Annotated in this window: 17 protein-coding genes; 10 read left to right on the top strand and 7 right to left on the bottom strand. The window is 72.4% G+C overall.

The annotated features are described in order from the left end of the window. Positions 1-108: 108 nt before the first annotated feature. Entirely contained in the window at positions 109-1,650 is a 1,542-nt protein-coding gene (locus ACGFIV_RS18030) for an aldehyde dehydrogenase family protein (protein WP_358550220.1), read from the bottom strand. Positions 1,651-2,059: 409 nt separating this feature from the next. Between ACGFIV_RS18030 and ACGFIV_RS18025 the strand changes: the two genes are divergently transcribed. Further along, on the top strand, positions 2,060-2,818 hold the full coding sequence (locus ACGFIV_RS18025; protein ID WP_392836081.1) for a TNT domain-containing protein: 759 nt from the start codon (positions 2,060-2,062) through the stop codon (positions 2,816-2,818). On the opposite strand, the gene ACGFIV_RS18020 is transcribed toward ACGFIV_RS18025, so the two are convergent. From ACGFIV_RS18020 to ACGFIV_RS18010, 3 genes are all read right to left on the bottom strand, one after another. Next, entirely contained in the window at positions 2,797-3,081 is a 285-nt protein-coding gene (locus ACGFIV_RS18020; RefSeq protein WP_392836078.1) for a hypothetical protein, read from the bottom strand. The two genes, ACGFIV_RS18025 and ACGFIV_RS18020, sit on opposite strands and share 22 nt — an antisense overlap. A gap of 142 nt (positions 3,082-3,223) precedes the next feature. Then, positions 3,224-3,877, bottom strand: a complete 654-nt coding sequence (locus tag ACGFIV_RS18015) for a cupin domain-containing protein (protein ID WP_358550256.1) — start codon at positions 3,875-3,877, stop codon at positions 3,224-3,226. A 77-nt stretch (positions 3,878-3,954) separates the two neighbouring features. Continuing rightward, on the bottom strand, positions 3,955-5,280 hold the full coding sequence (locus tag ACGFIV_RS18010) for an MFS transporter (protein ID WP_392836075.1): 1,326 nt from the start codon (positions 5,278-5,280) through the stop codon (positions 3,955-3,957). 183 nt (positions 5,281-5,463) lie between these two features. Between ACGFIV_RS18010 and ACGFIV_RS18005 the strand changes: the two genes are divergently transcribed. Continuing rightward, a complete protein-coding gene (locus ACGFIV_RS18005) occupies positions 5,464-6,267 on the top strand; it encodes a site-specific recombinase (RefSeq protein WP_358550212.1) in 804 nt (267 codons plus the stop codon). 114 nt (positions 6,268-6,381) lie between these two features. Here the strand turns inward: ACGFIV_RS18005 and ACGFIV_RS18000 are convergent, their stop codons facing one another. Continuing rightward, positions 6,382-6,732 carry a VOC family protein gene (locus ACGFIV_RS18000; RefSeq protein WP_358550210.1) on the bottom strand — a complete coding sequence of 117 codons (351 nt, stop codon included), beginning with the start codon at positions 6,730-6,732 and terminating at the stop codon, positions 6,382-6,384. A gap of 221 nt (positions 6,733-6,953) precedes the next feature. On the opposite strand from ACGFIV_RS18000, the gene ACGFIV_RS17995 reads away from it, so the two are divergent. From ACGFIV_RS17995 to ACGFIV_RS17965, 7 genes are all read left to right on the top strand, one after another. Beyond that, a complete protein-coding gene (locus ACGFIV_RS17995; protein WP_358550208.1) occupies positions 6,954-8,495 on the top strand; it encodes an SWIM zinc finger family protein in 1,542 nt (513 codons plus the stop codon). Further along, positions 8,492-9,979 carry a DUF5691 domain-containing protein gene (locus tag ACGFIV_RS17990; RefSeq protein WP_392836069.1) on the top strand — a complete coding sequence of 496 codons (1,488 nt, stop codon included), beginning with the start codon at positions 8,492-8,494 and terminating at the stop codon, positions 9,977-9,979. Before ACGFIV_RS17995 ends, ACGFIV_RS17990 begins: the two co-directional genes overlap by 4 nt. A gap of 61 nt (positions 9,980-10,040) precedes the next feature. Next, complete coding sequence (locus ACGFIV_RS17985; RefSeq protein WP_392836066.1) at positions 10,041-11,105, top strand: AAA family ATPase; 1,065 nt, start codon at positions 10,041-10,043, stop codon at positions 11,103-11,105. 49 nt (positions 11,106-11,154) lie between these two features. Beyond that, positions 11,155-13,527 carry a DUF5682 family protein gene (locus ACGFIV_RS17980; protein ID WP_358550201.1) on the top strand — a complete coding sequence of 791 codons (2,373 nt, stop codon included), beginning with the start codon at positions 11,155-11,157 and terminating at the stop codon, positions 13,525-13,527. 175 nt (positions 13,528-13,702) lie between these two features. Continuing rightward, entirely contained in the window at positions 13,703-14,881 is a 1,179-nt protein-coding gene (locus ACGFIV_RS17975; protein WP_392836062.1) for a VWA domain-containing protein, read from the top strand. A gap of 128 nt (positions 14,882-15,009) precedes the next feature. Beyond that, a complete protein-coding gene (locus ACGFIV_RS17970; protein ID WP_392836059.1) occupies positions 15,010-16,374 on the top strand; it encodes an MFS transporter in 1,365 nt (454 codons plus the stop codon). A 174-nt stretch (positions 16,375-16,548) separates the two neighbouring features. Beyond that, positions 16,549-17,775, top strand: coding sequence for an enolase C-terminal domain-like protein (locus ACGFIV_RS17965; RefSeq protein ID WP_358550195.1), 1,227 nt, complete (start codon positions 16,549-16,551; stop codon positions 17,773-17,775). A gap of 75 nt (positions 17,776-17,850) precedes the next feature. Here ACGFIV_RS17965 and ACGFIV_RS17960 read toward each other — a convergent pair whose 3' ends face one another. Both ACGFIV_RS17960 and ACGFIV_RS17955 read right to left on the bottom strand, forming a co-directional pair. Continuing rightward, complete coding sequence (locus ACGFIV_RS17960) at positions 17,851-19,326, bottom strand: LCP family protein (protein ID WP_358550193.1); 1,476 nt, start codon at positions 19,324-19,326, stop codon at positions 17,851-17,853. A gap of 117 nt (positions 19,327-19,443) precedes the next feature. After that, the gene (locus tag ACGFIV_RS17955) at positions 19,444-20,940 is read right to left on the bottom strand and encodes a prolyl oligopeptidase family serine peptidase (RefSeq protein WP_358550191.1); all 1,497 of its coding nucleotides are present in this window, start codon (positions 20,938-20,940) and stop codon (positions 19,444-19,446) included. 216 nt (positions 20,941-21,156) lie between these two features. Here ACGFIV_RS17955 and ACGFIV_RS17950 point away from each other — a divergent pair, with 216 nt between their 5' ends. Continuing rightward, positions 21,157-22,284 carry an exonuclease SbcCD subunit D gene (locus ACGFIV_RS17950; protein ID WP_358550189.1) on the top strand — a complete coding sequence of 376 codons (1,128 nt, stop codon included), beginning with the start codon at positions 21,157-21,159 and terminating at the stop codon, positions 22,282-22,284. Positions 22,285-22,312 lie beyond the last annotated feature (28 nt).

Genomic DNA, 22,312 nt, shown 5'->3' with positions numbered 1-22,312 from the left:
GGCCGCGTCGGCCGGAACGGAGGCTGACCTTCCGGCGGGCGCGACGACTGGAACCGACGTCGGCGGGACGGAGCCTGACATTCCGGCGGGCGCGGCGGCCGGGGTCGTCTAGAGGCGGAACTCCAGGTCGGGGATGATCTCGGCGACGTCCATCTGGGCCTTCTGGAGGCGGCCCGAGTAGTCCCAGTTCATCGCCTGCCAGCGGGTGAACTGGTCGAGCACCCACACGCCCGACTGGCGGCTGCCGTTGCCCGACTTGCCGTTGCCGCCGAAGGGCAGGTGCGCCTCGGCGCCCGAGGTGGAGTTGTTGACGCTGACCATGCCCGCCCCGATGCCCGCGCGGAACCGGAACGCCGCCTTCGGGTCGGTGGTGTAGATCGAGGACGAGAGCCCGTAGCCGGGGCGGTTGGCCAGCTCGACCGCCTCGTCCAGGCTGCCGAACGAGGTGACGCCGACGATGGGCCCGAAGGTCTCCTCCAGGAACAGGCGGTCCCCGTGACGCAGGCCGTCCACGACGACCGGGTGGTAGTACAGTCCGCCGGCGCCGTCGAAGCCGCCGCGCGGGTTGTCCCCGGTGATCCGCCCGGTCGGGCCGGTGACCACCGTGTGGTGCGGCTGGATCCAGCCGAGGTACTCCTCGTAGCGCTCGGCGAAGCGGTGGTCGAGCATCGGGCCGTAGAGGACGTCGCCGGCGGGATCCCCGACCGTCGCCTCCCGCACGGCGCGCGCGTACCGGCCGACGAACTCGTCGTGCACCGACCGGTGCACCAGCACGGTGCCGAGCGAGGTGCAGCGCTGCCCCGCCGTGCCGAACCCCGAGAACAGCGCGCCCTCCACGGCCAGGTCGAGGTCGGCGTCGGGCATGACGACCATGGGGTTCTTGCCGCCGAGCTCCAGGCAGGGCGACTGGAGGTGCCGCCCGCACAGCGCGCCGATCTCGCGGCCGACGGCGGTCGACCCGGTGAAGCCGACCTTCTGCACGGTGCCCTCCGTGAGCGCCGCGTCCAGCCCGGCGAAGGTGGAGGGGCCGTCGGCGAACACGACGTTCAGCACCCCGTCGGGCAGCCCGGCCGCCACGAACAGCCGGTAGAGCGCGTGCGCGGAGGCCGAGGCGTACTCGGCGGGCTTCCACACCACGGCGTTGCCGCACAGCAGGGCGGGGACCAGGTACCAGCTCGGCACCGCGACGGGGAAATTGCCCGCCGTGATCACCGCGGCCACCCCGACGGGCACCCGGAAGGTGAAAAGGTTCTTGTCGGGCATCTCCGAGGGAATCGTCTGGCCGTACATGCGCCGGCCCTCGCCGAGGAAGAAGTCGCAGGTGTCGACGATCTCCCTCACCTCGCCCAGCGCCTCGGCGTACGGCTTGCCGATCTCGGCGGTGACCAGCCGCGCCAGGGTCTCGGCGTTGGCCTCGACCAGCCGGCCGATCGAGGCGATCACCCGGCCGCGTACGGGCGCGGGCACCCGGGCCCACTCGCGCTGCGCGGCGGCGGCGACGCTACAGGCCCAGGCGAAGGAGGCGGCCCCGGCGAGCTGGACCCGGGCCACGGTCTCGGCGGTCCTGGCCGGGTTGACCGAGTCGTAGGTCGTGGCGTTGGGGTCGTCGGCGGCCTTGCCACCGACGACGGAGACGATCTGGCGGGTCACCGTTGACCTCCTCGCATGGGCGCTTGCCTGCATTCTTCCGCCTGAGCCGGGTTCACCCAACATGGGGCGCCCGGCTCGGCGGCATCCGCCTGCCGCGCCGTCGCGGTGGGCCCGGGCCAGGCGTATCCCGACTGTGATTAACATTTCCAGTTGATTGCGCCTTTTGGCGTTTGTTTTTTGTGGTTTCATTGCTTCGCTCGCAGGACTCCTGATCAAGAAACGGGTACGCAGGGATCAATCGCTCCGCTCATCTCGGAAACGGCTCGAATTCCCGGGCCGCCGGTCTCCGGACGGCTGTGGAAACCGGCGGGAAGCCGTCCAGATGAAAAGGGCAGATCCCACCGTTTCTCTCGATTAACGCATCGAGGAGACATGCCGGAATCCGGCTTCCCATCATCAGGAGGATCCATTGCGAAATTTTCGCCGACGCGCGTCGCTGGCCGCCGCTCTCGGCATCGTCGCCATCTCTCTCAGCGTTGTCCCGGCACAGGCCGGCACCAGGGCCGCCGCTGCTTCGCGGGCCGGTTCCGCCTGGGCTCCCGCCGTCTCCGCATTCCCGCCCGGCCGAACGCCGGTGGCGACGGAGGACCCGGCCGAACCCGTCTGCACCGCGCCGTACGTCAATGAGGACAAGCGGCTCGGGCCGAAGAACCTTCCGATGTACGGGGCCCTCGGCAAGATCCTCAGCGATTACGTGCCGCTTGGCGGTCTCCCTCCGCAGAAGTTCCTCAACCGTTACTGGAACTGGGCGGAGGCTTCCTATCGCTATCCGCCCGACTTCGGTTTCGCCCATTCGGGGGGATACACGAGCGGCCGGCCCCTGATCACGCCGATGACGCTCCTCGTCGGCGAGAAAGTGGATCGATTCGGGGGCGAGGACGGGGCTTTCCTGGCGCCGCTCGGCACACCGTTCTCCCAGCGCGGCATTCCCCCGACCAACCTGGAGACCTTCCCCGCCGCGCCGCAGTATCCCTGCAGCTACCACGCGTACCGGGTGAGCAGGGAGTTCGCGGTCGACGCCGGTCCGATCGCCTCGGCGTTCCAGCAGCCGGGCGGCGGGGACCAGTACCACCTGGTGAGCAGGCTCATCCCCGAGTCGCCCCAACTGCGCGACGAGGTGTCCGTGAGCTGGCTGGTGGAGGGCGGCTACCTCGAACGGCTGAACTGATCGGGTCCCGGCGGCGGGGATCCGCCTTCCCGCCGCCGGGAGGACGCGCCGGGGCGGGTGCGGGCCGGAGACGACTCGATGTCGTCGATCCTGCGGGCCCCGGTGCAGGCGCCTCGCGCGTCGTACAGGACGTGGTACATCCGGACGCCGGGGAAGATCACCAGTTCGGGGATTTCGGCGGCGACACCGTAAATCGACCCACCGATGCGTACCCTGCCGTCCCCGATCCTGTGCGGCCGGTGCTCGGCTTTCACTCGTGGCAACCGCACGGCCACCTGGGGTAATCAGAGGAATATCTGACACAGAGATAGTGGGTGCGTGAATCACCCATGTCAACGGTGTTCACGCGAATTCGATCGGGGTGGTGGCTTTAATCCGGCGGCGGTGCCGGTGAAACGCCGAGGGTCAAACGGCCCTGAAGTCGGCGAAATCAAAACCGGGGGAGACCACACAGCTCACCAGGACGCCCTGCGCGCCCGCCGGGTGCGCGGCCTGCCAGGTGCCGGCCGGCACGAGAGCCTGAGGCACCTGCCCCCTCTCCACCTCGGGACCCAGCGTGATCGTCTCCACCGCGCCCCCGCCCTGACCGGCCTGGACGCCCGTGCCCCCAGCCTGGCCGTCCGTCCCGTACGGATGGTCGCCCGTGCCGCCGAGCAGGAGGGTCAGCGGGCCGCCTCGGTGCCAGAACCACACCTCGTCGGAGCGGACCACATGCCAGACCGACTCCTCACCGGGCTGGAGGAGGAAGTAGATGCCGGTGGCGCTCTGCCGTACCCCGCCGTAGCCCGGAGGCTCGAAGCCGGCCGAGGTCCTCCAGGTCTCGCGGTACCACCCGCCCTCGGGGTGGGGGAGGAGTTCCAGCGCCTCCGCGACCGCCGGGCGCTCCTGGACGGTGATGAACGTGCCCCTCACGTCGCGCCGCAGGAACCTGACCCGCCCGTCGTCGCCCACGGCGACGACCGGTTCCGGCCCGGTCATGGTCGCGTTCGCGATACGCAACGCGTCGGCGTCGCCGGAGGCGAACACCGAGGGGCCATCCGGGTAGTCACCGAGCGTCATGAGGAACACGCCGCCGATCTTATGACACCCGGGCGCCTCTCAGCCGCGGGTGGCCGGTCGGCGTGCGGGCGGCGGGCTCACGGCTGTGGACGGCCGGAGAGCGAGGCCCGGCATCGCCGGTCCCGCGTCGTGCCCCCGTCATGTCCTCCGCCTGAGGTGACACGCCGTACGTCCGGTACGGCGAGCACGACGGACCCGGCCGCGACCTGCCAGATAGCGCCGAAGGCGAGCAGGGCCGTGATCCCGATGGCGGAGGCCGCAGGCCCGGCGGCGGCCAGGCCGACCGGGCCGAGGACGAACGCTCCCAGGGTGGTGAGCGAGGTGATCCGCGCGAGGACCCCGGCCGGCACGTACTGCTGGTTCGTGGTCGCGTAGAGGGCGCCGCAGACCGCGGAGCCGGCGCCGGCGACGACCGCGGCGCCCGCGATGAACGCCACGGGCAGGCCCGCGGCGATGGCACCCGACGGAAGCGCCCATCCGAACGTGGCGACGGTCGCGACCACGAGCGGACGGCGGGGCACGCGGCCGCCCATCATCGAAAGGCCGCCCGCCACGGCCCCGGCGCCGTACAGGGCCATGATCAGGCCCCAGTCACGCGCACCACCGAGACGCTCCTGGGCCACCACCGGGCCCAGTACGAGGAACGGCGCCCACACGAGCAGGTTGAACAGGGTGAACTGCAGCGTGGTCACCCACAACCAGGTCCTGGAGCGGAAGTGCGCCCACCCCTCCCGCACCGCCCCCGCCTGCGCGGACTTCACCTGCGCGGACTTCGTCTGGCCGGGCACGCGGTCGGAGAGGCGGAGCAGGGCGAGGGCGAGGAAGCTCACCGCGTACGTCCCCGCGTCGACCGCGACGACCAGACCTGACCCGGCCACGGCGACGACGACTCCCGCGATCGCGGGTCCGCCCACGGAGGCCATCGACTGCGCCAGCCCCGCGAGCGCGTTGGCGTCCCGCAGCTTCCCGTCGTACGGGGCGCCCCCGGCCGCGACCGCAGGGATGAGCGCGCCCCGGGCCGGCGCGTAGAACGCCTCGCCGGCGCCCCACACCGCGACGAGCACCATGAACATCCAGATGGCCGGGTGCCCGAAGATCAGCAGCCCGGCGAGGACCGACTGGGTGACACAGCGCACGACGTCGGCGGACATCATGACGCGCCGGGGTCCCAGCCGGTCGGCGACCACGCCACCCGCGAGCAGGAACACGATCATGGGCACGATGCGCGCCGCCATGACGTACCCGAGGTCGGTCTGCGTGCCGCCGCTGTCCAGCACCGCGAAGGCCACCGCCAGCGACGACATCGACGAACCGAGCAGCGAGGTCGCCTCTCCGACGAAGAACAGCCGCAGGTCCGGGTGGGACAGGGCGCCCAGACGCCGTCGAATCCATTTCGAAGCCATGCCCCCTCACCTTGCGAGGTGAAAGACCGGCTTTCAATGGCCGGGCTGAGGAAAGTTGAGTCCCTTTACTGCAGGATCGTCGGATGGCGAGTCATGCGCCCTATCTGCTGTTTTCGATGGCGTTAGACTCGGATCCCGTCCTCTGGCCGGCGCCATTTACTGCGGCAACCGTGAGTGTGAGGAATGACAGCCCCCGTCGAGTACGCCGTCGCGATCGATCACTACCTGGCCACGCTCCGGCTGGGGGATGCCTCGCGCCGCGTCTACCGCATCGCCCTGGCCACGTGGGCGTGGCACCTGGTGGGCAGGACTCCGCCGCCGGGGAAATCCCGCCGTGGGGCACGGCCCCCCATCGTGCCGCTGGCACTGCTCGACGCCCCCGACATGGCCGGGCGCCTGCACGCCGCGCTCAGCGAGCGTGCCGCGACCACCGACCCGCGCACCGTGAGCCGGGAGCTCTCCATCCTGCGCGGCGCGATCGCCTGGTGGCGCATGCGCGGCTGGATCGACGCCGACCCTGTCCAGCGGCTACGGCCTCCGTCGGCACCGGTGGCCGGACCTTCGGTGCTCTCTCCGGAGCAGGTAACGATGATCTTCAATCTGGCGGTCGCGCTGCGCGAGCAGGCGTGCTGGCGCCTGCTGTACGAGACCGCCGCCCCCATCGAGCGCATCCTGGCTCTGAACGTCGACGACCTCGACCTGGTGCGAAGGCGCGTACGCAAGGATCCGGAGATCCGCTGGCGCGCCGGTACGGCCCGGCTGCTGCCGCTGCTCCTGCTCGGCCGCACCGGGGGGCCGGTGCTCCTGACGGAACGCCGGGCCGCGCCCACCACGCCCGTCCCCGACCGGTGCCCCGTGACGGGACGGGGGCGGCTCTCCTACCGGCGCGCGGCCGAGCTCTTCACCACCGCGACGATCCCGATCGACCCCGGCGGCCACGGCTGGACGCTACGCCACCTGCGCTCGGCGGGCCTCGCCCACCGCTGAGCGACGAGCCGCTCAGCGGTCGTTCAGCCGGTCGTGCGACGGGAGCTCAGCCGGTGGTGCGACGGGAGTTCAGCGGGTGGTGCGACGGGTCGTTCGGTGGGTCGTGCGACGGTGTCACGCACGGGAGCTGAGCACGCAGAACTCGTTGCCCTCCGGGTCGGCGAGCACGACCCACGGCTCGGAGCCCTGGCCGACGTCGGCCGGACGTGCGCCAAGGGCGAGGAGCCGGTCGACCTCGGCCTTCTGATCCTTGGGGCGGAAGTCGAGATGCAGCCGGTTCTTCACCTTCTTCTCCTCGCTCACGGGGGCGAAGAGGATTCCGGGCAGGACGTCGGGGGCCAGACGGATCTCGTACTCCTCCTCGGAGTCGTTGACGACGACCCAGCCGAGTGCCTTGGTCCACCACTCCCCGAGCGCCACCGGATCGGCCGCGTCGACCACTACTTGTTCCCAGACGAGATTCATGCAGGCCCCGTACCCATTGGCACGCCCATATTCCTGCTTTCCCCGGAAATCGGCGGTCCCGTTTCGATGGCCGCCACACCCGCGGGCGACCCTCGCCCGAACGAGGGGCGACCATAGCCCGAACCAGCGGACAAGCGTCGCTCGTTCTCCCGGTCGCCCATCAACCCGGGCCCGCGTGAGGGGCGCGTTTTTTGTCGGAGGCCGTCGATAGTCTGCCGGTCGTGATCGAACGTTGGAGCCGTGATCAAGTGCTCGCGCTCGCCCCCGACGCGTCCTCCGAGAAGGGCGCGCGGAGCGTGAGCACGCCGGCCAAGTGGTCGGCCGTGGGCAGCGCGCCCGACGTGCTCTGGGGAGAGTGCAAGGGGAGCGGCTCGTCGCCCTACCGCGCGTGCGTCGATCTGAGCGAGCCCGCCTACCGGTGCACCTGCCCCAGCCGGAAGTTCCCCTGCAAGCACGCGCTCGGCCTCCTGCTGCTCTGGTCGGGCGACGGGGTCTCACCGGCCGAGGCTCCACCCGCCTGGGTCGCCGAGTGGCTCGATCAGCGCCGTGTCCGCGCCGCCAGGGCCTCGGCCACCACCGCCACCGTGGCGGGCGACGAGCCCTCGCCTTCGGAGCCGGGCGCCGCCGAGCGGCGTGAGGCCGGTTCCGGCGACGGCGCCGCGTCCGACCGGCGCGCGGCCCAGCGCGAGGAGCGGGTCGCCACGGGCCTGTCCGAGCTGGAGCGGTGGCTGGCCGACCAGGTCGGGCAGGGCCTGGCCGGAGCGCGGCAGAGCGCGCCCGCCCAGTGGCAGGAGCTGACCAGGCGCCTGGTGGACGCCCAGGCCCCCGGAGCCGCCGCGGCCGTCTCCCGGTTGCCCCGGGTGCTGGCCGAGGAAGACTGGCCGGCCCGCCTGCTCGGTGAGTACGGCCTGCTCAACCTGCTCGCCGTCGGCTACCGCCGCGCGAGTGAGCTGCCCGCGCCCCTGCGCGACACCATCCGGTCGCGCGTGGGCTTCCCGACGTCACGCGACGAGGTGCTCGCGGGGCGCACTCTTCGCGATCACTGGGATGTGCTCGGCCGGCGTGACGAGGAGCAAGACCGTCTCGTCTCCCGCCGTGTCTGGCTGCGCGGGCGCACCAGCGGCCGGCCCGCCCTGGTGCTCTCGTTCGCGCCGGTCGGCCAGGCCCTCGACACCTCGCTCGTCACCGGCACTTCGATCGACGCCGATCTGGCCTTCTATCCCGGCGGTTCCCCGTTACGCGCCCTGGTGGCCGCACGGCACGGCGGGGCGCCGGCGGAGCCTCCGGCGGGTGGCGGGGTGGTGGCGGGCCCTCCGGTGGGTGGCGGGTTGATGACGGTGCCTTCGGTGGACGGCGGGGCGGTGGCAGGGCCTCCGGTGGACGGCGGGGTGGTGGCGGAGCCCCCGGTGGGTGGCGGCGTGGCGGGGCCGCCGGTGGGTGGCGGGGTGCGTGCGGCGCTGGCAGAGGTGGCCGCCGCGCTCGAAGGAGATCCGTGGCTTGAGTCCTGGCCCGTGGTGCTGGGCCCGGTGGTGCCCGCCAGGCGGGGAGACCTCTGGATCCTCACCGACGCGGCCTCACCTCACCCGGCTTCTGGCGATCCACCGGCGGTGGAGGGGATGCCGTTGCACCCGTCGGCAGGTCTCCCGTGGCGGCTGCTCGCCGTTTCCGGTGGTCACGCGGTGACCGTGGCCGCCGAGTGGACGCCGCGGGGGTTGCGCCCGCTCACGACCTGGGACGAGGAGGGCCAGGTGGTGGTGCTGTGATCACGGCCGAGGAGTGGGAGCGGTTGGTGTCGGCGGCCCTGGTCGGCACAGACCGGCGTCCTGTGCCCGACCTTCTGGGGCAGGCGGCGGCGCACACCGTCGGGGCGCGGGCCGGGCAGCGGCTCCATAGGGGCGAGCCGCTGCCCGCCGCGCCTCCCGAGGAGCAGTCGCTGGTCCCCCGTGCCGCGGGTGAGCGTGTGGGCCGCATCCTCGACGGCGAGCAGCCGCGCCTGCTGCCCGAATGGCTGGAGGCCGCCGCCGTCCGGGGGTACCGGCTACCACCGAAGCTCGTGCCCCGGGTGCTCGATCACGGCGCGCGCGACCGGTCGCTGCGGGCGCCCGTCGGGGTGCTGGCGGGCGCCAGGGGCCGCTGGCTCGCCACGCTCAACCCGGCCTGGGCCTACCTCCTGGAGGAGGCGACCGCCCATATGACCAGCGGTTTCTCCGCATCGTCCGCTCCAGACCCCGCGGCTCACTCCCCTTCTGGGGGTTCGGGCCGTTCGGGGGGGTCTGAGGAGGAAGAAGAGGTCGAGGTCGAGACGCATCAGCTTTGGGAGTTCGGCACCAGGGGTGACCGGCTCTCCTACCTCCGGAGCCTCCGGGGGTCCGACCCGGCGAGGGCGCGGGCTCTGCTGCGACGCGGCTGGGAGCAGGAGTCGCCCGAAGACCGGGCGGCGTTCATCCACGCCATGGCCGACGGCCTTTCGATGGCCGACGAGCCGTTCCTGGAGGCCGTGCTCGACGACCGCAGACGCGAGGTCAGAACCCAGGCCGCCGATCTGCTGACCAGGCTCCCTGCGTCCCGGCTCGGCCGGAGGATGGCCGAGCGGGCGGCGGTGTGCCTGACCCTGGCCGGCAACCGGCTCGAGGCCGACCCGCCGCCGGCCTGTGACAGCGCCATGGAGCGCGACGGGGTTCGCTCCCGCGCTCCCGGTGGCACGGGTCAGCGCAGTTGGTGGCTGCAGCAACTCGTCGCCCACACGCCGCTCGGGTTCTGGACGCACCACTTCGGCCGTACGGCGAAGCAGATCGTCGCGCTCAACGTCGGTGAGTGGTCGCGCGAGGTGAGGCTCGGCTGGGAGCGCGCCGCCGTCCTGCAGAACGATCCCACCTGGGCGCGGGCCCTGTTCGCCGTGGAGCCGCTCACGGACCTGCTCGCCGTGCTCCCCCCTGCCGAGCGCGCCGACAAGGCCGCCGAGCTGGTGCACGACCAGCCCGTCGACGGTCAGTTGATCATGATGCTCGGCGGGATTCCCGCTCCTTGGGGAGCGGCGCTGGCCAAGGCGGTGCTGGAGAAGATCCTCGACACGGCGGGGCGTCAGCCGTGGAATCTCGGCGAGCTGGTGCGCCTCGCGGGCGAGCGGGTCGACCCGAGCATGCACGAGGTCGCGGCGCGGTTCTCACCCGAGCCGCCCGTCCAGGAAGTGGCCGCAACCCTGCGGTTCCGTTTCGACATGCTCGCGGAGCTGGAGCCCCGCCCATGAGCCTCCATGTCCTGCGAACACCACCCTCCGGGCCATCACGCGAGAGCGAGCTGAAGCCGATATGACCGTTCTGCGTCCGCACGCGGAAGACCAGTACGCCGACGAGCTGGCGATCCTGGCCAAGTCCGACGACCGGCCGAGGCCGCCCGGCTGGGGGATGTCGCCCTGGGCTGTCACGACCTACCTTCTGGGCGACGGCCACCAGATCACCCCCAAGTACATCGGCCCCCGCCGGATCGTCGAGGTGGCCGTCGCCACGCTCGCGACCGACCGGGCGCTGCTGCTGCTCGGCGTGCCCGGCACCGCGAAGACCTGGCTGTCGGAGCACCTCGCCGCGGCGATCAGCGGCGACTCGACGCTGCTGGTGCAGGGCACGGCGGGTACGGCCGAGGAGGCGATCCGCTACGGGTGGAACTACGCCCGGCTGCTCGCCGAGGGCCCGTCCCGTGACGCGATGACCCCGAGCCCGGTGATGCGCGCCATGGCCGAGGGACGGCTCGCCCGCGTGGAGGAGCTCACCCGCATGCCGTCCGACGTGCAGGACGCGCTGATCACTGTGCTCTCCGAGAAGACGCTCCCGATTCCCGAGCTTAACCAGGAGGTCCAGGCGGCCCGGGGGTTCAACGTGATCGCCACGGCCAACGATCGTGACCGCGGCGTCAACGAGCTTTCGAGCGCCCTGCGGCGGCGGTTCAACACGGTCGTCCTGCCGGTTCCCGCCACGGCCGAGGAGGAGGTCGACATCGTCTCGCGGCGGGTCCTCCAGCTCGGCCGTTCCCTGGAGCTGCCCGCCACGCCGACCGGCATGGAGGAGATCCGGCGGGTCGTCACGGTCTTCCGCGAGCTGCGTTCCGGGGTGACGGCCGACGGTCGTACGACCGTGAAGTCGCCGAGCGGCACGCTCAGCACCGCCGAGGCGATCTCGGTGGTGACCAGCGGCATCGCGCTCGCGGCCCATTTCGGCGATGGGGTGCTCCGCGCCGGTGACGTCGCGGCGGGCATCGTCGGCGCGGTGATCCAGGATCCCGTGTCCGACCGCGTCGTCTGGCAGGAGTACCTGGAGACCGTGGTCCGCGAGCGTCCCGACTGGCGCGACTTCTACCGAGCCTGCCGCGATGCCTCCTGACGAGCGGCGGACCGGGCTGACAGACCTGAAGCCATCCGAGCCTTTCACCATGGCCGGTTCGTCGGCTGCGGTGCTCGGGGTGCGGCACCATGGGCCGGGGTCCGCGCGGGCCGTGCTGGCCGAGCTTGAGCGGCTGCGACCCGACATCGTCCTCATCGAGGGGCCGCCCGAGGCCGACGGCCTGGTCGCGCTCGCGGCCGATCCCGGCATGGAACCCCCTGTCGCGTTACTGGCCCATGTGCCGGGAGAGCCGTCGAAAGCGGCGTTCTGGCCCTTCGCGGCGTTCTCTCCCGAGTGGCAGGCGATTCGTTACGCCATGCGCGCGGGTGTCCCCGTCCGCTTCTGCGACCTGCCCGCCGCCCATAGCCTCGCGGAGAGGGCCACCACCTCGCCGCCCCCCGGCGACGCCTCCCCGGCCCTCGACACCGAGCCCGCGGACTCCCGACCGGCTGAGGCCGAGCCCGCGGACTCCCGGCCTGCTGACACCGGGCCCGCGGGCTCCCGACCGGCCGAGGCCGGGCCTGGTGAGGGCGGGGGCTCCGGGGCCGGGGGTCCTGTGGTGCACAGGGACCCGATCGGGGAGCTCGCCAGGGCGGCCGGCTACGACGATCCCGAACGGTGGTGGGAGGACGCCGTCGAGCACCGCGGCGACACGCCGTTCGAGGTGATCGCCGAGGCGATGGCGGCCGTGAGGGAGGGGCACACCCCGCACGGGCACGAGGCCCGGCGCGAGGCGCACATGCGCAGGACCATGCGCACCGCCTTCAAGGACGGCTACCGGCGCATCGCGGTGGTGTGCGGAGCCTGGCACGTCCCGGCGCTGCGCGAGCTCGGTCCGGCCGCGCCCGACGACCGCCTCCTCAAGGGGCTGCCCAAGGTCAAGGTGGAGATGACCTGGGTGCCGTGGACGTACGGCAGGCTCGCCTCCTGGAGCGGTTACGGCGCGGGCATCACCTCGCCCGGCTGGTACGACCACCTGTTCGCCGCGCCCGACCGTCCGATCGAGCGCTGGCTCTCGGCCGCGGCGAGGGTCCTGCGCGAGGAGGACCTGCCGGTCTCCTCCGCCCATGTCATCGAGGCCGTGCGGCTGGCGCACAGCCTCGCGGTGGTGCGGGGCCGTCCCCTGGCGGGCCTGGGCGAGGTCACCGAGGCCGTGCGGGCGGTCCTGTGCGAGGGCGACGAGCTGCCGGTTGAGCTGATCCAGCGGCGCATGGTCGTGGGGGAGCGGCTCGGCCGGGTCCCCGACAGCACGCCGATGGTCCCGCTCCAGCGCGACCTGCGCGACCGGCAGCGACGGCTGAGGCTCCGGCCCGAGGCGCTCGAACGCGACGTCGACCTCGACCTGCGCAAACCTCTCGACCTCGACCGCAGCCGTCTGCTTCACCGGCTCGGCCTGATCGGCGTGGCATGGGGGTCGCCGCGCGAGGCACGCGGCAAGGGCACCTTCCGCGAATCCTGGACGCTGGAGTGGCGCCCGGAGTTCGACATCGACCTGATCGAGGCGAGCGCGTACGGCACCACCGTCCCGGCCGCCGCCACCTCGCGGGTACAGGAGCTCGTCGACCTCGGATCCGGACGTCCGGCCCGGCACGCGGAGCCCGGGCCGGCCGGTTCGGCGTCACCGAGGACGCTGGCCGAGCTCACCGGCGTGGCGGAGCGGTGCCTGCTCGCCGACCTGCCGGGGGCACTGCCCCACGTCCTGTCCTCGATCTCCACCCGGGCGGCACTCGACAGCGACGTCACCCACCTGATGGCCGCACTTCCCGCGCTGGTCCGCGCGCAGCGGTACGGCGACGTCCGCGGCACCCCGGCGCGGGGGCTGTCGGTGATCGTGGAGTCGCTGCTCAGCCGCATCCGCGCGGGGCTCTCGGCGGCGGTCACCGGGCTGGACGACGACTCGGCCAGGGAGATGCTGGGTCACGTGGACGCGGTGCACGCCTCGGTCGGCCTGCTGGAGTCGGGCAGGGAAGGCTGGCTCGAATCCCTGCGCGGCGTCGCGGAACGTCGCGACCTGCACGGACTGATCGGCGGCAGGCTGACCCGCATCCTGCTCGACGCGGGCACCATCCCGGCCGAGGAGGTGGCGCGGCGCATGTCCCGGTCGATGTCGGCGGGCAACCCTCCCGCGCAGGCGGCGGCCTGGGTGGAGGGGTTCCTCTCCGGCAGCGGTCTCCTCCTCGTCCACGACGCGGGCCTGCTCGGCCTGATCGACACATGGCTGACGGGGTTGACGGGGGAGGCGTTCGTCGACGTGCTGCCCCTGCTCCGGCGTACCTTCGGAGCCTTCGCCCCGCCCGAGCGCCGGGCCATCGGCGGGCGCGTCTCCTCCGGCGAGGCGGGAAGGACCACCGCCCCCGAAGCCGACCCCGACCGCGCGGCCCCGGCCGTCCGGACCGTACTCACGATCTTGGGGAGCCCCTGATGCGCCGGAACGCTCGCCCGCCCGTCACCGGCCGAGCTCGCCGTCCTGGGAGTCCCTGTCCGGGTGCCGGGCGCGGAGGGGGCGTCGGCCGGGGTCGTCCCGCGGGCGCGGGGAGGCCGGTGGGTGGGGAGCGGTCGGCGGGTCTGGGCCGGTGGGTCACGGAGGGGAGCGGCTGATGGACGAGCGCTTGCGCAGGTGGCGGCTGGTGCTGGGGGGCGATGCCGACGGTACGGGTTGCGCGCTCGGCGGCGATGACGCCCAGATGGACGCGGCCCTCGCCGCGCTCTACAACAGCGGGCGCGGATCGGGCGAGGGGCAGGGCGGAGGCGGCGACACCCAGCGTGGCGCGGGCCTCGGCGCCTCGGCCCCACGGGTCGCGCGGTGGCTCGGGGACATCCGGTCCTACTTCCCCTCGACGGTCGTCCAGGTGATGCAGAAGGACGCCATCGAACGGCTGAACCTCACGCGCCTGCTGGTCGAACCCGAGATGCTCGAAGCCGTGGAGCCCGACGTCCACCTGGTCGGCACGCTGCTCTCGCTCAACCGGGTGATGCCGGAGACCGCGAGACGGTCGGCACGCGAGGTCGTCAGGAAGGTCGTGGCCGACCTCGAACGCAGGCTGGCCCAGCGCACCCGGACCGCGATCACGGGGGCGCTCGACCGTTCGGCCCGCACCCACCGCCCTCGCCGGGTCGCCGACATCGACTGGGACCGTACGATCCGCGCCAACCTCAAGGACTATCTGCCCGAGAAGCGCACCATCGTCCCGTCCAGGCTGGTCGGCTATGCCCGCAGGCAGCGGGCGGTGATCCGTGAGGTCACGCTCTGCATCGACCAGAGCGGCTCGATGGCGGCCTCGGTGGTGTACGCCGGCGTCTTCGGGGCCGTGCTCGCCTCGATGCGCTCGCTCCGCACCTCGCTGGTGGTCTTCGACACCAGCGTGGTCGACCTCACCGACCAGTTGCACGACCCGGTGGAGGTGCTGTTCGGCACCCAGCTCGGCGGCGGCACGGACATCAACCGCGCCCTCGCCTACTGCCAGGGGCTGATCACCCGCCCGGCGAACTCCATCTTCATCCTGATCAGCGACCTGTACGAGGGCGGCGTACGGGAGGAGATGCTGCGCAGGGTGGCCGCGATGACGGAGGCCGGAGCGCAGGTCATCGTATTGCTCGCGCTCTCCGACGAGGGCCAGCCCCACTATGACCGTGACAACGCCGAGGCGCTCGCCGCACTGGGCGTCCCGGCGTTCGCCTGCACCCCCGACGCGTTCCCGGGCCTCATGGCCGCCGCGATCGAAAGCCGCGACATCGCTCAGTGGGCCGAACGCATCCTGTCGATCCGCGCCACGTAAGCGACGACCCGTTCATGAGTTCGGCCGTCCCAATGGTCAAAGGGGTGTGGCCTAGGACCAAAGTCCGAGGTGGGGGGCCGATGCCGCGGATGAAGCGGGGCCGTAGGTTAAGGCAGGTGTCCTCCGCAGTGATCGATTCTCCTCCCGCAGGGCCACCCGGCGTGCTCGGCCGTCCGTATCGGGCGTTGAGCGTCGGGATGGTCGCCCTCGTACTGCTCCTCGCGTTCGAGTACCTGGCCGTGGCGACGGCCATGCCCGTGGTGGCGAGGTCGTTGGAGGGGCTCTCCCTTTACGGTCTCGCCTTCAGCGGGTCGATGGCGGCCAGCGTGATCGCCACGGTCGCCGGCGGCCGGTGGAGCGACGCACGCGGACCGGTGGCGCCGCTGTGGACGGGGGTCGCCGGGTTCGTCGCGGGGCTGCTCCTCGCGGGATTCGCGCCCACGATGCACGTGCTGATCGTCGGCCGGTTCGTCCAGGGCATCGGTGGCGGCCTGTTCTCGGTGGCGCTGTACGTCCTGGTGGCGCAGGTGTACCCAGCGGCGATGCACCCGAGGGTGTTCTCGCTGCTGGCGGCGGCATGGGTGCTTCCGTCCATCGTGGGCCCGGCGATCACCGGTGCGGTGGTGGAGCACATCGGCTGGCGATGGATCTTCCTGGGCATCCCGATCTTCGTGGCTCCCGCCGCCGTCCTGCTGTGGAGAGGGCTCGCCGGGCGGGCCGCCGTCGTCCCGCAGGATGCCCGCGCCGAGCCCGCCCCTTCCCGGGAGGGATTCGGGGCCCGGCTGGCGTGGGGCGGGGTGGTGGCCGTCGGCGCCGCGCTGCTGCAGTACGGCAGCGGCCTCGGCGAGAGCGGGTTCGTCCTGCTCGTCGCGGGGCTGGCCGTCCTCGCGGTCGCCCTGCCGCGGCTGCTGCCCCCCGGCACGATGCGCGCGGCGCGGGGATTCCCGACGGTGGTGCTTCTGCGTGGGCTCGCGGCGGGCGCGTCCTTCGCCGCCGACGTGTTCGTGCCCCTCATGCTGATCGGTGAACGCGGGCTCAGCCCGACCCAGGCGGGCCTTTTCCTCACCGGGTCGGCGCTGAGCTGGTCGCTCGCGTCGTGGATCCAGGGGCGCAGGCGGTACGACCGCAGGGCGCTGCTCCGGTGCGGCACCGCGCTGCTCGCCCTGGGCATCGCGGGCACGGCGCTGCTGGTCTTCGACGCGGTCCCCCTACCGGTCGGTCTGCTGGCGTGGCTGATGGCAGGGTTCGGCATCGGCCTGGTCTATCCGACGCTGTCGGTGCTCACTCTGGAGCTCTCCGAGCCGGGGGAGGAGGGCAGGAACAGCTCGTCGCTGCAGATCGGGGAGTCGGTCTTCTCGGTCGTGATCATCGCCGTGACCGGCGCGGTCTTCGCCGGGCTCGACACCGCCTGGTGGGTCTACCTGGCCTGTTTCGGCCTCATCTTCGCCCAGGCGGCCATCGGCCCGCTGGTCGCCGGCCGCGTCCGGCGCTGAGGGCAGGCGGTAGACGGTAGGCGGGAATCGCCGGCCGCGTCCGGGGTCGACGGCGGGCGGCACGTGGGAGCGGCCCGGCCGGGCGGGGGCGGGATCCCGCGTTCACGGGCCGGGTTTGGACCAGATCCGCGGAGCGGGCACCATGGAAGGGCAGGGGTTCGACGAGGGGGTTCCATGCCACGTGTCCGCGAGCTAGAGGTCTTCCGGCTCGTACTGCCCTACGGCAGGCGTCCGGAGAGCATCCTGGTGAAGCTCACGGACTACGGGGGGATGACGGGATGGGGCGAGGTCGTGCAGTCCCCCGACCGCCGGTCGTCCCGCACGGGCGCTCAGGGGACCGCGACCCCCGGTGACCCCGCCCAGGGGAGGGCGACCGGTGAGAGGGCGGTCCACCCGGCGCACTCCCGTGAGACGGCCGCCCACGAGGCTCAGGGGGACGACTCCGAGCGGGTCGTTAACGCGGAGGCTCTTCGTGAAAGGGCCGAGAGCGAGCGTGACCAGACGCTCGCGAAGACCTGGACCACGTTGGAGGAGTCGCTGGCCCCGGCCCTCCTCGGCGTCGACTGGGAGCACCCCGACGAGCTGGGCACCGTCCCCGGCGGTACGGCCGTCGACCTCGCCTGCTGGGATCTGTGGGCCCGGATGCGGGGAGTCCCCCTGGCTCACGCCCTCGGCGGCACCCGCACGTCCGTGATGGCGACCGTGCGGCTCCCGGCCGAGCGGTCCCTGGACGCCATGGTCGCCCGGGTGAACCGTCACGTGTGCGCCGGGTACGCCCATGTGACCATGGACGTGCACCCCGGCTGGGATGTCGAGCCGGTTCGGGCCGTACGCCAGGCGTATCCCGCCCTCGCCCTCGCCGTGGACGGGCGTGGCGGCTACACCGACGGCTCCGCCCTGGAGGCGCTGGAGGCCTACGGCGTGACGGCGATCGAGCGTCCTTTCGGGGGCCCGGACGCCGCCGCCGACCTCGATCTCCACGCCGAGCTCCAGGAACGGGTCTCCTCGCTGGTCGCGATCGAGGTCCACTCGGTGGCGGCTCTGGAGGAGGCCATCGCGGCGCGGGCGGGGAGCGCGCTCCTGCTCCGCCCGTCCAGGTTCGGGTCGCTACGTGCCGTACGGCTCGCGCACGATCGCGCGGTCGAGGCGGGATGGGACATCACCGCGGCCGGCGGCAGGGGAACGGGCCTGGCTCGGGCGGCCACCGTCGCCGTGGCGAGCCTGCCGGGCTGCACGCTGCCCAGTGACGTGACCGAGCCGCCGCGCAGCGCCCAGATCGTCACCCCGCCCGTCGGGGCGTCCGGCGGCGTGGTCGCGGTGCCGCTGACCCAGCCCGGCCTCGGTCACCTCGTCGACGAGGACCGTGTGCGCAGGCTCGCCGGCGACTCCTTCAAGCTCTGAGACTCCCCCGATCCGGTCGTCGGGGAGCGGCTTGCGCGGCCTCGCCCGCGTTCACGGAACCGTGAGCAGGGGGGCTCAGCCGCAGATGCCGGCGTCGCGCTCGGAGGCCCCCGGCGCGGAGGGCGTGGCCGACGGGGTCCCGGGGGAGGGCGCCGGGGTCCCGGCGCCGGAGGTGTCAGACGTGGACGGGGTGGCCGACAGGGGCGGGGACTGGGTCGTCTCCGGAGCGGCGCTGTCGCGGATGGCCTTGGCGCTCAGCTTGCGGATCCGTGACCAGTCGGGGTTCCCGGTGTGGATGAGCGGCGGCACGAACTGCACGCCGGTGACGCGGGCGTCCCTCACCCGCAGCGCGAGCGGCACCAGGTGCCCCAGCATCGGGCGCGGGATGTCGGTGCGGAACATGCCCTTGGACGCCTTGGCGAGCTGGTTGAACCGCAGCAACACGGTGGCCGGGTCGGCCTGGTGGAGCAGGGCGTCCAGTACGCACCGCTGGCGGCCCATGCGGGTGTAGTCGTCGCTGAAGGTGCGTGAACGGGCGAACCACATCGCGTCCGCGCCGCCCAGCTTGCGGGTGCCGGCCTTGACCAGGCCCTCGTTGTACTTCCCGAAGACCACGTTGGTGGGGACGGTGAGGGTCAGACCGCCCAGGGCATCGATGATCCGGGCAAGCCCCCACATGTTGACCAGGGCGTACCAGTCGACGTCCACGCCGAGGGTGTACCCGATGGTCTCCTTCAGCGTCTCCGGGCCCATGCCCGTGCGCCCCCCGAACAGCTCTGGGTGGTTCTCGGCGTACTCCCAGACGGCGAAGAGCAGGTCCTCACGGGACCCGTCGGGGTTGGCGGGCAGGCGGAACCCGGTGGGGAACCGCCGGTGCATCGGGCTGCCCGGGGGGAACCGGACGTTCTCCAGGTTGCGGGGGAGGCTGAGCAGAACGGTGTTGCCGCTCCGCACGTCGACGCTCGCGAGGTTGATGCTGTCGGTGCGCACCCCGACGCGGTCGGGCTGCCAGTCGCCCCCGAGGAGCAGGACGTTCACCCGGGTCCTGCCGCTCCACGGGTCCTCGGGCCCGGCGCTTCCCGTGGGGGCCGCCGCCACGGTCGCGGGAGCGTCGAAGACGGTGTTCAGCGTCTCCTCCGACACAATCACGTACTGGGCGACGACGGCGAACGGCATTGTCACGGCGACCGCGAGCGTCCCGGTCAGGACCCCCGAGATGATCTGGCCCGCCTGCGAGAGCTCACCCGGCCGGAGGATCACGTACGAGCGGACCAGAAGGGCGAACCAGCCGGCGGCCGCGACCATCGCGAGCGCGATGATGGCGCGCAGCCAGCCCGGATCGAGAAGGCGCCCCGCGAGATCGGCGTCCGCCGTGAGGGCGATCACGCCGAGGACCGCCACCGCCAGGACGTACGCGCCGAGCAGTGCGAAGCCGGTGCGGCGGCGGCCGGCGCGCAGGTGGGCCGACCCCGGCAGCAGGGCGGAGAGTGCCGTCCAGCCGATGACCGCAGCGGCTCCCCGTGGCCTTTCGCCAGGCAACTTGTCAGGCAACGCTGTCCCATTCCCCCTTGGATCAGGAGGGGAAAATGTAACCGGGCGAGCCGACGGGCGCGTGAACGCATCCGGAACAGATCACGATATATGCGGGTACGTACGGCCCGGTGGCGGCTACCAGGGGATGCCGAACAGGCCGTAGTAGGCGGCGGTCACCAGGAGCAGGCCCGTGCCACCCAGCATGGTGGCCACGGTGAACCGCTGCCAGCGCCCCGGCTCCCAGCCCTCGCGGAGGGCGGTGGCGACGGCGGCGACGGTGGTGACCTCCTGCACGAGCATGAGGACGGCCAGCACCCGGACCACCAGCCATCCGGACAGGACCGCCGGCCACGCCCCCGCCTGGTTCACCGAGAAGAGCACGATGAGCGTGATGAAGGCCGTCACCGAGGCGAGCAGGCCCACGCCCGTCCAGGCCATCCGGCGCAGGCGGCGGCGGATCGCCGGCCAGGACTCGGACTGGGCCGTGGGAAGCAGGTCGCGGCCGCGCAGCCGTACGACCATCTCGGTGACCGGGGCCGCGACGTATCCGACGGCGGTGAGGGTGAGCGCGAGGCCCAGGATGGCGGTGCCGGCGTACCAGGGGGCCCTTGGGATGTCGGTGGCCTCGTACCGCTGCACGGGGGTCGCTCCCGCGATCTGCGCCCCCGCCGGCGGCCGTGCCGTGCCGGGGAGCCCGAGTACCCAGTTGGCCAGGGTGTCCAGGTAGCCGTGGGTGAACGCGCCGCCGTTCACCCGCATGGCGTGGTCGGCTCCGCCGAGGAACCGGATGGTGTAGTCGGAGTTGCCCGCGGTGGTCATCGCCGAGGTCAGCTTCTGGGTGCTCTCGACGAACGGGATCGACGGGTCCATCGTGCCGTACAGGGCCAGGACCGGCTGTTTCAACCGGCTCAGCGCCGGGACGCTGTCGTAGCGAAGGAAGTTGAACCCGACCCCGCCCATCGCCTTGGCCAGCAGCTCGCGGACTCCGGCGGGCGCGTGCAGGCGTTCGAGCTGCTCGTTCAGCGCCCACGCGACCTGCCGTACGGGGGAGACGTTCGGGGAGGAGACCAGCACGCTGAAGCCGACGTCGAGGCTCCTGGCCGCCGCGATCGGGATGACCCAACTGCCCTCGCTGACGCCCCACAGGCCCGCGCGGACCGGGTCGACGTCGGCCCGCTGCCGCAGCACCTCGATCATCTGGAGGGCGTCGTCGGCGAGCAGCCCGAAGTCGCGGTGCCGGAAGTCGTAGCCGACGGTGCGCTTGTCGTAGGTCAGCGTCACCACTCCGGCCTTGGCGAGCCAGGTGGCCTGGGAGGTGAACTCGCCCCGGTCGCCGCGTCCCGAGCCCTGGACGAAGACCATGGCGGGGTGGCGGCCGGGGGTGCGCGGGGCCCTGATCGTGGCGGTGAGCGTCGTGCCCTGGACCGGGATGGAGATGTCCTGGGTGGCGATGGCGGCGTCGAGCGGGACCGGGCGGTACTCCGAGGCGGGCTGCGGAGGCAGAGGCTGGAAGCTCTCGCTCGCGCTCAGCCGCGGCGGATCGAAGGACGGCGGGGACAGCATGTAGCCCACCGTCGCCAGGATCGCCACAAGCACCGCGGTCGCCACGCTCAGCCGGCTACGGTCGCTCACGCCACCTCCTCGTCGGGCGGCTCGCCGCGGACCGTGCCCAGGTGATGACCATGATCGCCGCGGCCCACCGGACTCCGCTCCCCGATTGAACCGTCCCTTCGTACGAGGGCTTTCCGCCCCAAATAAGGCCTCCGATCATCAGGTTAAGTCACGCGGGGGGAACGATGGTGCGGCTGGTACCTCATTTGTCAGTGGGACCTGTTAGCTTCCTGCGACATGCGTGTGCTGCACACCTCCGACTGGCATCTGGGCCGGGCCTTCCACCGCGAGAGCCTGATCGACGCCCAGGGCGTCTTCGTCGACCACCTTGTGGAGACGATCCGCTCGGAGGGCGTCGACGTGGTGGTCGTCGCCGGTGACGTCTACGACCGCGCCCTGCCCTCGGTCGACGCGGTGGCCCTGTGCAACGAGACGCTGCGGCGGCTGGTCGCCGAGGGGGTCCGCACGGTGATGATCAGTGGCAACCACGACTCCGCCCGCAGGCTCGGGTTCGGCGCCGACCTGATCGACGCGGCGGGGGTGCACCTGCGCACCGACCCGGCCCGCGTGGGCGAGCCGATCGTGATCGACGACGTCGCCTTCTACGGCATTCCCTATCTTGAGCCTGAGATGGTCCGCGCGCCGTGGGAGCTGGCCGAGCGCAGCCACTCGGCCGCGATCGAGCACGCCATGACCCTGATCCGCGACGACCTGGCGGGCCGAGGCACGCGGTCGGTCGTGCTGTCCCACGCGTTCGTCACCGGCGGCGCGAGCAGCGACAGCGAGCGTGACATCAGCGTGGGCGGCGTCGCCCACGTGCCGGTCGGCGCCTTCGAGGGCGTCGACTACGTCGCCCTCGGCCACCTGCACGGCCGCCAGCGCATGAGCGAGTCCGTGCGCTACTCCGGCTCGCCGATCGCCTACTCGTTCTCCGAGGAGAAGCACGTCAAGGGGTCCTGGCTCGTCGACATCGGCCCGCGCGGGTTCGCCGGCGCCGAGTTCGTGCCCGCGCCCGTGCCGCGCCCGATCGCCCGCGTCCGAGGGCACCTCGCCGACCTTCTCGTGGGGGCCGGGTGGGCCCGGTTCGAAGACCACTGGCTCCAGGTGACGCTCACCGATCCGGTACGTCCCAAGGGCGCCATGGAGCGGCTGCGCGAGCGTTTCCCGCACACGCTAGCCCTGGCCTTCGAGCCGGACGGCGCCGTGCGGACCCCGGCGGGCGCGCCCCGGCTCGCGGGCCGTCCCGAGATCGACGTGGCGCTCGACTTCATCCGCCAGGTGCGCGGCGAGCCGGCCGACGACGACGAGAGAAGGCTCCTCCAGGAGGCGGTCCAGGCCTGCCGGGCGAAGGAGGCTCTGGTCTGAATGGCATGCCAGGCTGGTGCTCGTGACC

The sequence above is a fragment of the Sphaerisporangium sp. NPDC049003 genome, from assembly GCF_043197795.1.
Taxonomy (GTDB): Bacteria; Actinomycetota; Actinomycetes; order Streptosporangiales; family Streptosporangiaceae; genus Sphaerisporangium.
This window is presented reverse-complemented; position numbering and strand designations above follow the sequence as displayed.